This window comes from Bacillus sp. SORGH_AS_0510 (genome assembly GCF_030818775.1).
GTDB lineage: Bacteria > Bacillota > Bacilli > Bacillales > Cytobacillaceae > Neobacillus.
In genome coordinates this window covers 2,692,637-2,709,780 of sequence record NZ_JAUTAU010000001.1, presented here as the reverse complement: position 1 = coordinate 2,709,780, position 17,144 = coordinate 2,692,637, and the positions used below count along the sequence as shown (strand labels likewise).

Sequence of the window (17,144 nt, the reverse complement as noted above, 5' to 3'; positions counted from 1 at the left end):
GAATTATTTTACTGCTTTTCTTGTGCTTTCTGATGCAAAGTCTGCGATTATGACGAGAATCATATAGCAAAGTAGAAGAAGAGTGATTTGCGTATATTGGAAAAAACTCATTGCCAGTTTAAATTCCATGCCGAGACCTCCTGCACCAACAAATCCTACTACAATAGTAGTTCTCATAATCACTTCCCAGCGATAGAGAATATAAGTAAGAAATCGAGGTAATGCCGTAGCCAGAATTCCATAAAAGAAAATTTGAATCCTGGATGCGCCAGTGGATGCCAAGTTCCTAATTGGACGAGGGTCCATATCCTCAATCACTTCCGCCCAAAGCTTACCGAGAATACCAAAATTATGAAGCGCAAGGGCAATAGCACCAGGCAAAATCCCAGGTTTAAAGATAAAAATAATCATCATGGCCCAAACCAGTTCGGGTACAGCCCGTGAAAAGATATAAGAGATACGAACGAGTCCATAAAGAATCCAATTGTACCAACTTTTAGATGACGTAAGATTTCCATTTGCGATATTTCTAGCCGCTGGAATCACAGTAACGAAGGCAGCAATGGTCGAAAATCCGATTGCCATGATACTCATCTCTAATGTTTCAACCGTTAATTTTAATGCGGATGACCAGCTATCTGCATGTAAGAAAGCTATATTATCTTGATGCAAGCCGATTAATCCACCGAAAAACTTCTTAGCATATTCAAGATTTTTTTCAGTCAAAAGCTCTAATAAATGGGCATTTTCTGTAATTAGTATATAAAACCAAGAACCCCCAATTAAAAGAAAGGTAAGAAGAGTAGATAGCCACCCATAGCTTAAACCATTTCTTCTTTTTCGTTCCGTTAACCCTTTACGAACAAAATTGCTCCAAATATCAACAATTAGCACCAAACCAATGAGAAAGAATACATACGTCCATACTTGATCGTATTTCAGGTCAGCCAAGGATAATTGAATTTGGTAACCCAGGCCACCAAGTCCAACAAAACTCATAATTGCTGAAGAACGAATCGAGCATTCAAATCGGTACATAGTGTAGCTAATCATATCTGCCCAAACTAAAGGTAGATAGCCATAAACTAAGGTTTGCAATCGGGATGCTCCGGAAGATTTCAATGCTTGGATCGGGTTCTGAGGCACGTCATTTAACATATCTGCAAATATGCGTCCAAGAATACCACCATATGGAATGGCAAGAGCAAAGATAGCTGCGTAAGGTGATAAGCCTACAGCTGCCACAAAAAGCCAAGCCCAGATTAATTCATGGATTGACCGAGTAAAGCCTAATATCCCTCTAAAGAAAATCTTCGAAATGATCCTAGAAGTACGGCTAGAAGCTAATGTTCCTGATGCGAGTATACCAACGACAAATGCGTAAATGATGGCCAATGACATTCCTACGACAGCATACACAAGGGTAATCCATGAAGATTCCAGCCCTTTAATTAATACCTCCGTTGAGAAGTCGGGATGGAACAGGCCTTCAAAAATTTGAAGCAAAGTGGGAATGCCGCCAGAGTGAAATAATTCCTGATTCCATTTAATAGAGAAAAGGCTCCATATGAAAATGGCCGCTAACAATATTGTGAGGAGGAGGCGGTTATGTAAACGAAAGATGGGGTAATGTTTCATCATCTTACATTTGCTCCATTATCTGATAGAGGTCCATTAACATTTCATCAGTAACTTGGTCTGTAGGTAAGTCGAAAAATATTTCTCCATTTTTTAGAGATATAATTCTGGTGAAATATTTTCTAGCATATTCAACGGAATGCAAGCTCGCAATTAAAGTCTGCTTTTCCTCTGTAACAATTTTAGTCAACATAGAAAGTACATCTTCTGCCCTTGCGGGGTCAAGTGAAGCAACCGGTTCGTCAGCTAGTATAACTTCTGGCTTTTGAACCAATAAACGTGCCATCGCCACTCGCTGTTGTTCGCCTCCAGATAAAGAGGAAGTAATTTCATACACTTTGTCTCCTAGTCCGACTCGCTCAAGTGCATTAATTGCCAGATTTTTTTCTCGAGGAATTAGCAATGAAAAAAGGGACTTAAAAAGGCCCCATTCAACTAATCTTCCAGCTAAGACATTATGAATCACTGCTAGTGGACCTATTAAGTCGAACTGTTGGCGGATTACGCCTACCTTTTTTGCTAAGGCTTTCCCATTCTTATAAGATACATGTGATTTCCCATCAATTAAAAGTTCGCCACTTTGAATAGGAACCAATCCTGCAATGGTATTCAAAAGAGTAGTTTTTCCGGCACCGCTTGGCCCGATCAATGCAATCATTTCACCCTCTTTTATAGAAAAAGAAAGGGAAGATAGGGCTATCTTCCGCTCAAATTGTTTCGTTATATTATTTGCTTCTATTTTTATTTTCGCAGACATCAATATTACACCTACTACTTAATAATCTTTAATTCCTTTGCAACCTTTTGAATCTTTTTGTAGTTATCGTTATTTGTTTCTATAAATTTATCAGTTTGGAAAAAGTCTGTGATGTCTTTTTGTTCCGTTGTAATGCCAAGAATGGCATCCTCCACTTTTTTCATTGAGCCTTTTCCAAAAACATCATCAACATTGCTATTGATGGTCCAGTTGTAGTCATAGAAAGCTGGAGTTGTATAGAAAACTTTTACTTTATTTGTATCCACTTTTCCTTCTTTTACAGCAGCCTGCCAAACAGCCTCATTTAACGCGCCAGCTTTATAGGTACCAGCCTCAATTAATTTATATGTGGTATCATGTGAACCAGAGAAATTAGGTTTTCCATCAAAGTCTTTATTAGGATCGATTCCTGCTTCAGATATGAAGTAACGTGGCATTAAATGTCCAGATGTAGAACTTTCACTGCCGAAAGTGAATGATTTTCCTTTTATATCATTAAGGGATTTAATTCCAGAACCCTCTTGAGTAATAAACACGGAATGAAACTCAGCATCTCTGGGTCTTTGAGCAAATGATTCTGCGTCAGGAACAAGATTAATCGCTTGAACACTTGTTAGACCACCAAACCATGCCATATGGATCTCACCACGTTGGAAAGCAGTGACAAGAGCAGCATAATCAACAGACGGAACAAATTCCACTTTCATGCCCGTCTTTTCACTTAAGTAATCAGCAACAGCCGTCATTCCTTTACCAAGGTCGGCAGCATTCTGGTCAGGAATTGCTCCTATCTTAAATACTTCTTTAGTTTTGGTTTCTTTTTTTGTTTCACTTGCTTTGTCCTCTTTCTGTCCACAAGCAGCTAAAGAAAGAAGCAATAATATAGTAATAATAGCAGACAACCATTTCTTCATAAACAAATTCTCCTTATTTATTATGATTTATACAGTAGTTTTAACCTTGCCTTTAAAATTATAGATAAATGATATTTTAAAACAAATTCATTAAATCGATTTATTAAATTGATTAAAATCGATTATATAGATATTGGATTTTAAGAAGAATGAGGGAATTGCCTGATAATATAAGAAAAACCGCTATATTGGTGCATGGGTTCTAAACAATTGTTAAATCAGATAATTGTGACCATTTTTCGACATTCGTAATTTTCGTAATCCTATCTTCATAAAAGATAGGTTCGTGGGAAACTAATACATTAAATTCACTGAAAAGTAACACCATTAGTGAAGTTGCTTAGACAAGCTCCGAACTTGTACATATAATAGTAAAAAAGCAGGGGGGAGCAAAGAGTGGAGAAGAAACAAGAATGTGTTAATATTGGTACTGTATCTGGTGGAATTGTAAATTTTGGCGGCGCTGTTTATATTGCACCAATCTCCGTTACGAAGTCAATTTCTGGTTCAGGGGAAGATGAAAGTATTTCTTCGAGTCAGCGAAGTGTAACAAGTTTAATTGATTTTATTAGGCGGAGCATAGAGTAGCTCCGCCTTTATTTTATTTAAGAAGCTTTTAAAGTGGAAGCCGCTTGTATTTTTTTTGCTGGCTTCATGACATTAAAAACAATATTTAATAGGATAGCAGATATACTTCCAGCAACTATACCATTGTTAGTCAGGATTTTGATGCTTTCAGGAAGATGAGAAAATAAATCTGGAACAGCTGTAACACCGAGACCCATACCAACGGAACAAGCAATAATTAGTAGATTTTCCTGTGAGCCGAAATCTACTTTGCTTAGCATTTTTATCCCATAGGCAATCACCATTCCGAACATAGCTACCATTGCCCCACCAAGAACAGAAGTTGGGATGACTGTTGTAAAGGCACCAATTTTCGGTACAAAACCAAGAACCACGAGAATTCCACCCATTGTATAAATGACATTTTTCCCTTTCACACCAGATAACTGAACGAGACCGACGTTTTGAGAGTAGGTGGTATATGGGAAAGCATTAAATAAGGCACCAAGAATACTAGCTAAACCTTCTGCTCGATATCCTCTAGATATATCATCCTCTGTTAGTTTTTTACCAGTGATATCGCTCAGGGCCAAATAAACACCTGTTGACTCCACTAGACTTACAATTGCGACCAAAGTCATTGTGATAATCGGAGTTAATTCAAAGGTTGGTGTTCCAAAGTAAAATGGTTTTACCATATGAAACCATGAGGCATCAGCAACGGCGGAAAAATTCACCTTGCCCATGAATGTGGCTGCAATTGTTCCAGCCACTAATCCTAATAGGATTGAAATAGAACGGATAAAACCTTTTGTAAAACGATAAAGCAAAACGATAAACAATAAGGTACCGAAGGCAAGGCTGATATTTGAGATACTACCAAAATCAGGGCTTCCTTGACCGCCAGCCATATTATTCATTGCAACAGGAATTAAGGTGATCCCAATGATGGTTACCACAGAGCCCGTAACAACAGGAGGGAAGAACTTAATCAGCTTACTGAAAAATTTGGAAATAAGAACGACAATTAATCCGGAAATAAAGATAGACCCATATATAGAAGAAATACCGTATTGGCTGCCAATTGAAATTATCGGTCCTACTGCGGTAAAAGTACAACCAAGAACAATGGGTAAACCAACCCCGAAAAAGCGATTTTGCCAAACTTGTAGAATAGTTGCAATACCGCACATTAAAATGTCTATTGAAACCAAATACGTTAATTGTTCGCCAGTAAAATTCAGTGCACCACCGATAATCAGAGGTACAATCACTGCTCCGGCATACATGGCCAATACATGTTGAATTCCTAACGAAGCGATTTTTAAAGGATGTTGTTTCATTAGATGTATTCCTCCACTTTTTCATTAATAAAAGTAACTTCACCGTTTGCTAGTGAGGCAATCTTTGCTAGTGATTCAACTCTAATACCAAGGTCTTGTAATTTTTGCGAACCATTTTGAAAGGATTTTTCTATAACAATACCTATCCCGAAAACTCTGGCACCACTTTGTTGAACGATATTCACCAATCCTAGTGCTGCCTGACCGTTTGCGAGGAAATCATCAATGATGAGCACTTTGTCATCTGCGCTGACATATTTCTTGGAAATCGAAATTTCATTTGTTTCATTTTTTGTAAATGAATGAACACTCGCTGTAAACAGGTCATCAGTTAGTGTTAAGGATTTCTTTTTCCTTGCAAATACAACAGGGATTTTCATATGTAATCCAGCCATAACAGCAGGTGCAATACCAGAAGACTCAATGGTGACGATTTTCGTTATTCCGTTATTTTGAAATCGTCTGGCAAACTCTTTACCAAGTTCATACATCAAATCAGGATCTACCTGATGATTTAAAAAGGAATCGACCTTTAGAACATTTTCATTGATGACTGTTCCATCATTCTTAATTTTTTCCTCTAATAGTTTCATATGTTTACCTCCAATAAAAAATAAAAGCCCAAAAGTCATGCTCACAGGATAAATGAGTGAGCAATGACCTTTGGGCTTGTTTGCCGTAAGGATATAGAAAAGTTCGCTATAAATATAGCAGCGACATCCTATTACTCACTCATAGTCAGATTGTTAACGGCAATCCGGTAGAAACTTGCGGGCCATATCCCCGCGATTATATGAGTGATAACTTATGAATTTATTTACATTATAGCATGGTGTTATTATAAATCAACCGTAAGTTCCAGAAGAAGCGTATATTGTTATATATAAAATCAATAATGTTCGTTTTTTACACCATTTAACATTTCATCACTTCAAAGATTGAATAACCATTCATTTTCAGTTACTATAAAAGAGAGTCTTTTGTTCAGAAAATTCTAAATTAGGAGTGTGTACGATGAAGAAAAGTGTTCCTGAAAATTGGTGGGCTCAACTAAAGCTTCCTGTCATTTCTGCACCGATGTTTTTGGTCTCAGGACCAGATCTGGTTAAAAATTGTTGCTTAAATGGTGTAATTGGATCATTTCCGGCTCCGAACGCAAGACCTATTGAGATGCTTGATCAATGGATGGGGCAATTAAATGAAGAACTCGAGCAAGCCCGCGCAAAAAATCCTGATCGGAAAATTGCACCATGGGCTATGAATATGGTGGTACATAGCAGCTATAGCCGCCTTCAAGATGAATTAGAACTGATTAAAAAGCATAAGCCACAATTAGTTATTACCTCACTAGGTAGCCCAAAACATGTAGTCGATATCGTTCATGAATATGGCGGTCTTGTATTCTCTGATGTAAGCGATTTAAAATTTGCTAAGAAGGCGGCTGAAACAGGTGTCGATGGGCTAATTTTAGTAGCAAGTGGGGCTGGGGGCCATGCCGGTCAAATTAATAGCTTTGCTTTTGTCGACATGGTGAGAAGTTTTTGGGATGGAATCATTGTTTTGGCGGGGTCGATTTCAACAGGTAAAGGAATTTTAGCGGCCCAGGCTGCGGGTGCGGACCTTGCTTATATGGGAACACGCTTTATTGTCGCCACAGAAAGCATGGCAAATGATGAATATAGAGAAATGTTAGTGGAGTCAACCCAAGAGGATATTGTATTGACAGATGCATTCTCTGGAGTCATGTGCAATATGTTAAAGCCTAGTATTGTAAAAGCGGGATTAGACCCTGAGCAACTGGTAAAAAAAGATCAGGTTAACTTTGATAGTATGCAGAGAGAGTCGAAATCAAAGGCATGGCGTGATATTTGGTCCGCAGGTCATGGGGTTGGTGCCATCGATAAAATTGAATCGACTGCCGACATTATTAACCGATTAGAAGAAGAGTATAAAGAGGCTCTAGAAAAAGTGAATAGTAGCGCTAGTAAATTAAGTGGTGTTCATGTGAATTAATAGGTTTATAGTTGAATAAAAGTAGTAAGGAGAGAGAAGAGAAGGCTCCATTTAAGGGTCTTCTTTTCTTTAAAAATACTAACCGGTTAGCATGTAATTTTTCAAAACATCCTATTCTTTAATTGGAGGAATGTAAATGGTAGAGAAGACTCGCCCCTATTGGCCGAAGCAGTTACCCGATAAACTGACTTATTTGCAAGGAGAAAAAACGTTAGTTGATTATTTGGAACAGCATAGTAAAGAAATTCCAAACGAAACTGCCTACATTTTCTATGGGACGAGAATAACTTGGAGTAAACTTTCGGAATATGTAAATCTCTTCTCACACTATTTACATAGGAAGGGAGTTAAAAAAGGAAGTTGTGTTGCCCTTTATTTACAGAACTGTCCTCAGTATATCATTGCTCATTTTGCCATTCAAAAACTTGGCGGAATCGTTGTACCATTGAACCCTATGTTTAAAGAGAATGAATTAGCTTATTATTTAGAAGAAGCCCCTATAGAAGGGATTATTACTGGTTCTGATGGTTATTCCCTTGTAAAAAAAGCGCAAGAAAAATCCCGTCCACTGCACTTCGTTGTCACCACTAACTATGATGATTTCCTGCCACAACAACCTGAATGGAAGTTTCCAGAGGAACTCCTGATACCAAAACAACAACAGATGACAGATTCAGATGATTTCTGTGAAATTCTAAAGACCGAGATTCCCTATGAAACGAAAGAACCAATTGATTTATGGAATGATATCGGATTAATGGTCTTCACCTCCGGCACTACCGGAAGACCGAAAGGAGCCATGTTAACGTATGGTAATGCGTTATTTAAAACAGCTGCATCACAGCAAGCAAATGGAATGGATGATAAGGAGGTATTATTAGCAAGTGCTCCGTTATGTCATATTGCTGGAATGGTTATGGGGCTTAATAGTCCTATATATACAGGTAGACCTTGTGTTCTCTTCACTCGATTTGATCCACTTGCCACTGTGGAAGCAATTGAAAAGGAGAGAGTCACATATTGGTATAGCGTCGCCCCTATGAATTGGGCTATTTTGCAGATACCTGCCATCAAGGAAAGAGACCTTTCTAGTTTAAGAACCAATTTGGCAACGAGCTTTGGTGTACAAGTAACGAAAGAACTAGCGGAAAGTTGGCGTGTAATAACAAAGGGCTGTACGCTATTCGAAGCAGCCTACGGTCTAAGTGAGACCCATACATGTGATACCTTTATGCCAATTGAAAAAATTAAGTACGGTTCTTGCGGGATTCCCATCTATGATACTCAAATTCGTATCGTTGACCTGGATACAGGTGAGGATCAGCCAGCCGGAAAACAGGGTGAAATTGTTGTAAAAAGTCCTGGTGTATTTAAAGGGTATTTGAACAGACCTGATGCAACAGCGGAGACTCTAAAAGACGGATGGGTTCATACAGGTGATATCGGATACCTAGACGAAGATGGCTTTTTATATTTTCTTGGCCGGATAAAAGAAATGATAAAAAGTTCTGGATACAGTATTTTTCCAGAGGATGTTGAAGCCTTGCTTAATCTTCATCCTGCCATCCGTCAATCTGCGGTAATTGGGGTGCCTGACCCCATAAAAGGTGAAGTGGTTAAAGCATTTGTTGTCTTAAAAGAATCAGAAAAAAACAGTATTACTCCTAATGATATTATTGGCTGGGCAAAAGAGACCATGGCTTCCTATAAGTATCCCCGGTATGTAGAGATTATTGATCAACTTCCCTCTACGACTTCAGGGAAAGTTCTTAGGAAGTTATTGAGAGGAGAATAGGAGAGATAGGATGGAAATAATTAAGAAGCTTACAGATGACCTTCAGGCAAGAAAAGAAGCTGCTCAACTAGGGGGAGGCACAGAAAAAATAGTTGCCCAACATAGTCGAGGGCTAATGACTGCAAGGGAAAGAATTCATAAATTAGTAGACACGGGAACGTTTATGGAACTTGGGATGCTGAACACCTCGGATGTTAAAGGGACGGAACATAAAAGCTATGGTGATGGTCTAATTGCTGGGGTAGGAAAGGTCAATGGAAGACCTGCAATCATCCAGGCCGGGGATAAGACTGTTTTTGCGGGTACGGAAGGGAATGTCCATATTCGTAAATCAAGAAGTATTCATGAGTTTGCCATTAAGAATGGACTACCCATTTTTTCCCTGCATGAAGGCGGCGGCTTAAGGATGCCTGATGGAATGGGGTCCGATGGGATCAGCGATAAATTATTTCCACGTGAACTGCTTACACTCCACCGCCAAGTCCCGACCATGACAGCTATTTTAGGGGACAGTTTTGGCGGGCCGACCTGGGCGGCGGTATCCTCTGATTTTGTCACCCAACTTCGAGGGACATGCATGGCCATTGCTGGACCGCGGATGCTTGAACTTGCGAATGGCCAAAAGTTAGCACCTGATGAGCTTGGCGGTGTGGACATTCATCATAGATTCACAGGTCAAATTGATGAAGATGGTGCAACTGAAGATGAGTGTTTAGAGCAGTTAAAATCGTATTTTTCCTATATGCCTCAACATGCAGGGGAACGTCCAAACATGAGACAAACGAACGATGATCCTTACCGCTCTGTTGAAGAAGTATTAACGATTCTACCTCAGCAGAGCAATCGTGTGTATGATATGAAGAGAATCATCGAAGTTATTGTTGATGATGGAATTACCTTTGAATATCAACGTAAATTTGGTAGAGGCTTGATCACCACATTTGCTCATTTAAATGGACATTGTGTTGGAATCGTTGCGAACCAGCCTTATCATTATGCTGGGGCACCTGGTCCACAAGAATGTCAAAAAACAACGGAATTTATTTGTCTATGCGATTCTTACCATATCCCGCTTATTTTTTTACACGATACCCCTGGTTTTCGTATCAGCAGTGAAGCGGAAAAAGCAAAGATGCCTACCAAAATAATGGTTTGGAATCAGGCTTTGGCTCTCTCAACGGTACCTAAAATATCGGTAGTAATAAGAAAAAGTATTGGTGCAGCCTATGGTAATATGTGTGGTCCTGGTATGGGTGGAGATTTGGTTGTCGCCTGGCCGACTGCAGAGATAAATTTTACTGGACCGGAGGTTGGCGTCAACGTGGTTTTCGGCAGAGAACTTGCATTTGCTGAAAATCCTAAAGAAGAAAGGAAGAAGCTGTTAGAGTTGTGGTCATTTGATAGTTCACCCTATAAAGCAGCGGCAAAACATTTAATCGATGACGTCATCCACCCAAGTGAAACAAGGAAATTTCTCTGTCAATCCCTCGAGTACTTGCTTACTACTAAGCGGGAAAAAAGTGACCGACTGCTGGCAACCTGGCCAACAGGAATATAACGTTAAAAAGGAACCTCCAATGGTTCCTTTTTTGTGTGAGAAATTAGCTTAAATCTACTTTTTTTGCTCCTTTGAGACCATTTTGACAATTTTATAGCCAGGTTTCACTTTTATTTTCTTGGTCTCTTTATTCGTAATCACTTGATACATCGTATATTTTTTTGGTAGATGTTCCAACTGATCGATTTTTTTGACCTTTTCTTTACTAAAGTATTTATGTATCTTGCTAATTTGCTTTTCCTGATTTTCTCCATAAAAGAATTCATAGGCAAGTTTAAACAAAAAGATAAACACGGTCCCGACAAGTAGGGTATAAATTAAAGAAACTAATAATGACAAGGTTGACATCCTTTCGTAACAGACAAAGAGTTTGTTTAATTTAATGATTATAACGTAAAGAGTGTATATTGAAAATGAACAAAATAGTAAAAGAAGATTTCTTGAAATAAGGCCTATTAGTTAGGGTATCCTAAAAAAAATAAAAAATATTTTTTACTTTTGTCCTCTAGATATGAACAACACGAGAAAATTATGATAAAGTATAGGGGATAAATCCTTTAATCACGCTGTTTAAATCCAAACAACTGTCCACTCGAGACGGACAAATGTTTTCTAGAGGAAAAATAATACTACTTTCTAATGCAATTAGGGGGAATTGAACATGTCCAGTAAGATTTTAGAGCAATTTTTAAATGAAAACCTTGAGGAGCTAAAGGGTAAAGGGTTGTACAATGTGATCGACCCACTTGAAAGCCCAAATGGTCCTGTTATTAAAATCAACGGCAGAGAACTAGTTAACCTTTCTTCCAATAATTATTTAGGTTTAGCGACCGACGAACGGTTAAAAAAAGCAGCTGAAGATGCTATAGAAAAATATGGCGTTGGAGCGGGTGCGGTTAGAACAATCAACGGAACCCTTAAACTTCATGTTGAATTAGAAGAGAAATTAGCAGAATTTAAGCACACGGAAGCAGCGATTGCTTACCAATCTGGTTTTAACTGTAATATGGCAGCTATTTCTGCCGTAATGGATAAAAATGACGCCATTTTATCTGATGAACTAAATCATGCCTCTATTATTGATGGTTGCCGCCTTTCAAAAGCAAAAATTATTCGTGTTAACCACTCTGACATGGACGACTTACGTGCAAAGGCAAAAGAGGCAAAAGAGTCTGGACTCTATAATAAAATCATGGTCATTACTGACGGTGTGTTCTCAATGGATGGGGACGTTGCCTTACTACCTGAAATCGTGAAAATTGCCGAAGAGTTTGATTTGATTACATATGTTGATGATGCACATGGTTCTGGAGTACTGGGTGATGGTGCCGGAACAGTAAAGCACTTTGGACTTTCTGATAAAATCGATTTCCAAATTGGAACTCTATCTAAAGCCATTGGTGTCGTTGGAGGTTACGTAGCTGGAAAGAAAAATTTAATTGACTGGTTAAAGGTACGAAGCCGTCCATTCTTATTTTCTACTTCTCTTACTCCCGCAGATGTAGCTGCAAGTAAGAAGTCGATTGAAATTCTAATGGAAAGTACCGAGCTTAACAAAAAGCTTTGGGAAAATGGAAACTATCTAAAAAAAGGTCTAAAAGAGTTAGGATTTAATATTGGTAACAGTGAAACACCTATTACTCCTTGTATCATTGGAGACGAAGCACTTACCCAACAATTCAGCAAACGTCTGAATGAAGAAGGGGTATATGCAAAATCCATTGTATTCCCTACTGTACCAAAAGGAACAGGACGGGTACGTAATATGCCTACTGCGGCGCATACAAAGGAAATGCTTGATCAAGCGATTGCCATCTATGAAAAAGTTGGTAAAGAAATGGGCGTTATTTAATTTTTGTGTATGAACGTCACCTTTAGAAACAACGTGACGTAGCTATAAATGTAAGACTGAATTATTTAGCATAAGTGAAGAGGACGGAGAAACAATGAAGAAGATTTTAATTACAGGTGCCTTAGGACAAATTGGTTCAGAATTAACTTTAAAGCTTAGAGAGATTTATGGAGCAGATAATGTAATTGCTACAGATATAAAGAAGAATGACAGCGAGGCAGCAAATAGCGGGCCTTTTGAAACGGTTGATGTAACCGATCTAAACAAAATGGTGGAGACGGCAAAAAAATACCAAGTAGATACAGTCATGCATTTAGCTGCCTTACTTTCAGCTACAGCTGAAGCAAAACCTGTATTTGCTTGGAATTTGAATATGGGCGGTCTAATGAATGCATTAGAAACGGCTAGAGAGTTAAACGCTCAATTCTTTACGCCAAGTTCCATCGGAGCCTTTGGTCCAACGACACCTAAAGACAGTACACCACAGGACACGATTATGCGACCTACCACTATGTATGGAGTGAATAAAGTGGCGGGAGAATTGTTATCGGACTACTATTACCACAAGTTCGGTGTGGATACTCGCGGCTTACGTTTTCCAGGTTTAATTTCTTATGTAGCACTTCCTGGTGGAGGAACAACTGATTATGCGGTAGAGATTTATTACGAAGCCATTAAGAATGGTAAATATACTTCTTATATTGATAAAGGGACATATATGGATATGATGTATATGCCGGATGCCTTAAATGCAATTGTTGACCTAATGGAAGCAGATTCTTCTAAATTGATTCACCGCAATTCATTTAACGTAACAGCTATGAGTTTTGACCCTGAAGAAATTACAGCAAGTATTGCCAAGTATATCCCTGGCTTCGAAATTTCATATAATGTCGATCCAGTTCGTCAAAGTATTGCCGATAGTTGGCCAAACTCAATTGATGCAACAGCGGCTAAGAACGAATGGGGCTTTACTTATAAGTATGATTTAGACAAAATGACAAAAGACATGATTGAAAAACTGCGTCAAAAACTGTAATAGTTAGAATCCTGAGTCTAAGAGGGCTCAGGATTTTTTTATGAAGAAGTGGATTGGCTCATTTTCTTGTGGGATTGGCTTATTTTTAGGTTGGATTGGCTCATTTTTTCGAATGATTGGCTCATTTTTCATATGCATTGGACATTTTTCCATAATAAGGAAATTATACACATAAAAAAACAGCGAAGCATACATTCTCCGCTGTTATCTAGTGACATATATCAGTTTATCTTTTTTCTCGGTCACTCTCCCAATGATAGACGCATGAGCCAGTCCTTTAGAATGCAATTGATCCACATATTCTTGCGCTTCTTCTTCACTCATCGAGATAAGTAGCCCGCCAGAAGTAATGGCATCACAAAGGATAAGTTGCTCCTCAGGGAGAATGCCATCCTCATAAACAACATCATTGATTAACCATTTATGATTTGACTTAGAACCACCAGGGACTACACCGTCCTTCGCTAACTGCAAAGTACCTTCTAGTGTAGGAACCTGATTAAATGAGATTTCAAAACTAACTTCACTTCCGCGTGCCATCTCGCTGCCATGACCTAAAAGTCCGAAACCAGTAACGTCAGTAACGGAATGCGGCTGATAATTGGTTAATACTTCAGAAGCTGTCTTGTTTAACATCGCCATCGTTTCTGTGACGATTTGTTCTTGCTCAGGTGTAACTACACTTCTTTTAATTCCAGTAGTCAAAATACCCACACCAATAGGTTTCGTTAAAACAAGAACGTCACCAGGTTTAGCTCCGACATTTTTCCACACTTTATCTGGATGTACAATACCAGTAACCGATAGACCGAATTTAGGTTCTTGGTCATCGATTGAATGGCCTCCAACCGTAATCGCGCCGGCTTCTTTTACCTTATCAGCAGCCCCGCGTAAAATCTCAGAAAGCATTTCTGCACCAAGCTTTTTGATTGGGTAACCGACAATATTTAAGACTGTTTTAGGTTGTCCACCCATTGCATAAACATCACTTAATGCATTTGCAGCGGTAATTTGACCAAACATATATGGGTCATCCACGATGGGGGTAAAATAATCTACGGTCTGTATAAGAGCGATGGAATCCGTTAATTGATAAACACCGGCGTCATCAGATGTATCAAGACCCACCAATAGTTCAGGAACAGGTTCTTGTTTTGGTAATAGACGCAAAACTTGCGCCAAGTCCTCAGGACCAATTTTGCAGCCTCAACCAGCTTTAGTTGATAAAGAGGTCAGGCGAATTTTTTCTTGTTCACTCAACATGTCCACCTCCATTTCATAGTATAACTCTTTGGTAGAAAAACCGCACTTAAAAGAGTCAAAAGATTTGCGATGGTATTGGGAATGAGTTAAAATGTTTCTACTATATAGATAGAGGAAATATGGAGGTTTACAAAGATGAAGAACTACCATGTAGTCGTTGAATTTTGCATGCAATGAAACTACGCACCAAAAGCCGCGAGTTTCGCGGAAGAGCTATTTACGCATTTTAATCGAAATATCCAAAAGCTTGAATTAATTCCGGTCTCTGGTGGGGCTTTTGAAGTGACACTTAACGGTGAGAAGATTTACTCTAAGCTTGAAACAGGTCTTTTCCCAGATACCGAAGAGATGATTCAATTGATAGAATCTAAATAATTTGAAGAGAGGCTGAATCAAAAAGATGATTCAGCCTCATTTATTGTCAGTAACAATATTATGTTAACTTAATTGCAAAAAATATTGCCTCTTTCACAATCTAAGGCAAGGTAATATATCTATTTTTTCCTAAGCCATTCTTTGTCTTTGATATAAAGATCTCCAAAATCCCATTTGTAAAAGAAGCCAAAACCTCTTGTTTTATCACTAAGAATGGAAAGTTAATCATCCGCACCTTTTTGGATTGGCTCTTTGAAGGGGGGTACTTCGATGCAGTAATACTTAACTTACATTCCTCTATATAAACTTTAATTTCCGAAGAATCATACTCATTTAACAAAGCCTCAACGATCCATTCCGTTTCAGTTTCATAAAGGTCAATACGAAATTGACTTTGATCTTCAAAAGAAGTCAAAGGATCGAGGAAGTAGTTCTCCAACCATTTCTCAACTAATTCATAATCAAAGGATTGATTTTGAGAATGTTTTTTTTTTGTCATATTTAAACCCCCTTGCTCGTTTCATTTTATTCAATGGACCTTAAAATGTGAAACCCCTATGATATAATGGGACAAAAGATGGATGAATGAAGGAGTTTTTTCGTTGAAACATTTACTACGCTCTCTTCCAGCAGTACATGAACTTCAAACTCATGAAAGATTTTTAGAGCTTCTTAATAAAAGCCAGATCGATTCTACACAGCTTACCAAACGATTAAAAGAAGTACTTGACCAGATAAGGTCTGCGATTTTAAAAGAGAAATGGTCTGGGGGGTTACCTGGAACAGACATATTTATCGAAGAATTATTTTTAATTTTGGAGAAAAATGTAGGTCAGCAGTATTCATTTACAATAGAGCAAGTAATCAATGCAACTGGGACCATCCTACATACCAATCTTGGCAGGGCGAGATTAAGTGAAACAGCCATGGATCATGTCGTTGAAACCGCACGCCACTATTCCAATCTTGAGTATAAGTTAGAAGAAGGGGAAAGAGGCTCACGCCATAGCCACGTCGAGGCGCTCATCAAGGACATCACTGGTGCAGAGGCAGCCATGGTTGTTAATAATAACGCTGCCGCTGTCTATCTTGTATTAAGAGCTTTAGCAAAAAATAAAGAAGTGATTGTTTCTAGAGGCCAGCTTGTAGAAATAGGCGGATCGTTTAGGATTTCTTCCATAATGGAGGAAAGTGGTGCCGTTCTAAGAGAGGTGGGAACGACCAATAAAACTCACCTTTTTGATTACGCGGATGCAATTACACCTGATACTGCCATTATTATGAAAGTCCACACCAGTAATTTTAAGGTCATTGGATTTACAAAAACGGTGGAATCAAATGCACTTATTGAATTAACTCAAAAACAAGAAAATGTCTTATTTTATGAAGACTTAGGAAGTGGAGCTTTGTATGACTTTAGAAAGCATGGAATTGGAGATGAACCAGTCGTAAAAGAGGTCATTGAAATGGGGGCAGATCTCGTTACCTTTAGCGGCGATAAGCTTCTTGGCGGCCCACAAGCAGGTATTATTGCTGGCAGAAAAAAAATCATCGATAGATTAAAGAAGCACCAGCTTGCTCGGGTTGTTCGTGTGGATAAGATGACATTAGCCGCGCTTGAAGGAACACTTATTGATTACGCCCGTGGTGAAAATGCTGTAAAAAATATACCTGTCATTCGTGATTTATTAGTATCTATTAATGAATTAGACGAAAGATGCCATTCTTTTGTTACAAGATTGTTACAAGGGACAAATAGCTATCAGACAAAAATTTATAAAGACACAAGTCAAGTAGGCGGGGGGACCATGCCTGATGTTGAGTTACCTACCATGGTAATTGCGCTACAGCATAATTCATATACTGCCGAACAGCTAGCAAAAAAATTAAGAACGGAAACGAAGCCAGCCATTGTTGGACGGATTCATAAAGATGAGTTTATCATCGACCTTAGAACCGTTTCAAACGAAGAAGAAATCAATTTAATAAATGCTTTAGTAAATATGGACCCCTCATAAAGAGGGGTCTAT

The 17,144-nt window shown here is 38.6% G+C and carries 16 protein-coding genes and 1 riboswitch; of the genes, 8 read left to right on the top strand and 8 right to left on the bottom strand.

The window, feature by feature from the left end; genetic code table 11:
• Positions 1-3: 3 nt before the first annotated feature.
• The 3 genes from QE429_RS13945 to QE429_RS13935 are packed head-to-tail and all read right to left on the bottom strand — an operon-like array spanning position 4 to position 3,309.
• Entirely contained in the window at positions 4-1,641 is a 1,638-nt protein-coding gene (locus QE429_RS13945) for a PhnE/PtxC family ABC transporter permease (RefSeq protein ID WP_307287726.1), read from the bottom strand.
• Position 1,642: 1 nt separating this feature from the next.
• Positions 1,643-2,395 carry a phosphonate ABC transporter ATP-binding protein gene (locus QE429_RS13940; RefSeq protein WP_307287724.1) on the bottom strand — a complete coding sequence of 251 codons (753 nt, stop codon included), beginning with the start codon at positions 2,393-2,395 and terminating at the stop codon, positions 1,643-1,645.
• 14 nt (positions 2,396-2,409) lie between these two features.
• The gene (locus QE429_RS13935; protein WP_307287722.1) at positions 2,410-3,309 is read right to left on the bottom strand and encodes a putative selenate ABC transporter substrate-binding protein; all 900 of its coding nucleotides are present in this window, start codon (positions 3,307-3,309) and stop codon (positions 2,410-2,412) included.
• A gap of 396 nt (positions 3,310-3,705) precedes the next feature.
• On the opposite strand from QE429_RS13935, the gene QE429_RS13930 reads away from it, so the two are divergent.
• The gene (locus QE429_RS13930; RefSeq protein ID WP_307287720.1) at positions 3,706-3,897 is read left to right on the top strand and encodes a spore germination protein; all 192 of its coding nucleotides are present in this window, start codon (positions 3,706-3,708) and stop codon (positions 3,895-3,897) included.
• Positions 3,898-3,914: 17 nt separating this feature from the next.
• On the opposite strand, the gene QE429_RS13925 is transcribed toward QE429_RS13930, so the two are convergent.
• Both QE429_RS13925 and QE429_RS13920 read right to left on the bottom strand, forming a co-directional pair.
• The gene (locus QE429_RS13925; RefSeq protein ID WP_307287718.1) at positions 3,915-5,219 is read right to left on the bottom strand and encodes a nucleobase:cation symporter-2 family protein; all 1,305 of its coding nucleotides are present in this window, start codon (positions 5,217-5,219) and stop codon (positions 3,915-3,917) included.
• Complete coding sequence (locus QE429_RS13920) at positions 5,219-5,812, bottom strand: xanthine phosphoribosyltransferase (RefSeq protein WP_307287716.1); 594 nt, start codon at positions 5,810-5,812, stop codon at positions 5,219-5,221. Before QE429_RS13920 ends, QE429_RS13925 begins: the two co-directional genes overlap by 1 nt.
• A 122-nt stretch (positions 5,813-5,934) precedes the next feature.
• Positions 5,935-6,036, bottom strand: a riboswitch (purine riboswitch).
• 197 nt (positions 6,037-6,233) lie between these two features.
• Here QE429_RS13920 and QE429_RS13915 point away from each other — a divergent pair.
• From QE429_RS13915 to QE429_RS13905, 3 genes are all read left to right on the top strand, one after another.
• A complete protein-coding gene (locus tag QE429_RS13915; protein WP_307287715.1) occupies positions 6,234-7,232 on the top strand; it encodes an NAD(P)H-dependent flavin oxidoreductase in 999 nt (332 codons plus the stop codon).
• 136 nt (positions 7,233-7,368) lie between these two features.
• Positions 7,369-9,027 (top strand): class I adenylate-forming enzyme family protein, encoded by a 1,659-nt coding sequence (locus QE429_RS13910; protein WP_307287714.1) that lies wholly within the window; start codon positions 7,369-7,371, stop codon positions 9,025-9,027.
• A 10-nt stretch (positions 9,028-9,037) separates the two neighbouring features.
• On the top strand, positions 9,038-10,585 hold the full coding sequence (locus tag QE429_RS13905) for an acyl-CoA carboxylase subunit beta (RefSeq protein ID WP_307287712.1): 1,548 nt from the start codon (positions 9,038-9,040) through the stop codon (positions 10,583-10,585).
• A gap of 54 nt (positions 10,586-10,639) precedes the next feature.
• On the opposite strand, the gene QE429_RS13900 is transcribed toward QE429_RS13905, so the two are convergent.
• Positions 10,640-10,924 carry a hypothetical protein gene (locus QE429_RS13900; RefSeq protein WP_307287710.1) on the bottom strand — a complete coding sequence of 95 codons (285 nt, stop codon included), beginning with the start codon at positions 10,922-10,924 and terminating at the stop codon, positions 10,640-10,642.
• Positions 10,925-11,246: 322 nt separating this feature from the next.
• Here QE429_RS13900 and QE429_RS13895 point away from each other — a divergent pair, with 322 nt between their 5' ends.
• Together QE429_RS13895 and QE429_RS13890 are read left to right on the top strand one after the other, a co-directional pair.
• Complete coding sequence (locus tag QE429_RS13895) at positions 11,247-12,437, top strand: glycine C-acetyltransferase (protein WP_307287708.1); 1,191 nt, start codon at positions 11,247-11,249, stop codon at positions 12,435-12,437.
• A 94-nt stretch (positions 12,438-12,531) separates the two neighbouring features.
• Positions 12,532-13,476, top strand: a complete 945-nt coding sequence (locus tag QE429_RS13890; protein ID WP_307287706.1) for an L-threonine 3-dehydrogenase — start codon at positions 12,532-12,534, stop codon at positions 13,474-13,476.
• A 204-nt stretch (positions 13,477-13,680) separates the two neighbouring features.
• Here the strand turns inward: QE429_RS13890 and selD are convergent, their stop codons facing one another.
• Complete coding sequence (gene selD, locus QE429_RS13885) at positions 13,681-14,739, bottom strand: selenide, water dikinase SelD (RefSeq protein ID WP_373463201.1); 1,059 nt, start codon at positions 14,737-14,739, stop codon at positions 13,681-13,683.
• Positions 14,740-14,874: 135 nt separating this feature from the next.
• Between selD and QE429_RS13880 the strand changes: the two genes are divergently transcribed.
• The gene (locus QE429_RS13880) at positions 14,875-15,114 is read left to right on the top strand and encodes an Rdx family protein (protein WP_373463200.1); all 240 of its coding nucleotides are present in this window, start codon (positions 14,875-14,877) and stop codon (positions 15,112-15,114) included.
• A 100-nt stretch (positions 15,115-15,214) separates the two neighbouring features.
• Here QE429_RS13880 and QE429_RS13875 read toward each other — a convergent pair whose 3' ends face one another.
• On the bottom strand, positions 15,215-15,613 hold the full coding sequence (locus tag QE429_RS13875; RefSeq protein ID WP_307287705.1) for an Hsp20/alpha crystallin family protein: 399 nt from the start codon (positions 15,611-15,613) through the stop codon (positions 15,215-15,217).
• A gap of 103 nt (positions 15,614-15,716) precedes the next feature.
• Between QE429_RS13875 and selA the strand changes: the two genes are divergently transcribed.
• Complete coding sequence (selA, locus tag QE429_RS13870; RefSeq protein ID WP_307287704.1) at positions 15,717-17,132, top strand: L-seryl-tRNA(Sec) selenium transferase; 1,416 nt, start codon at positions 15,717-15,719, stop codon at positions 17,130-17,132.
• Positions 17,133-17,144: the final 12 nt, after the last annotated feature.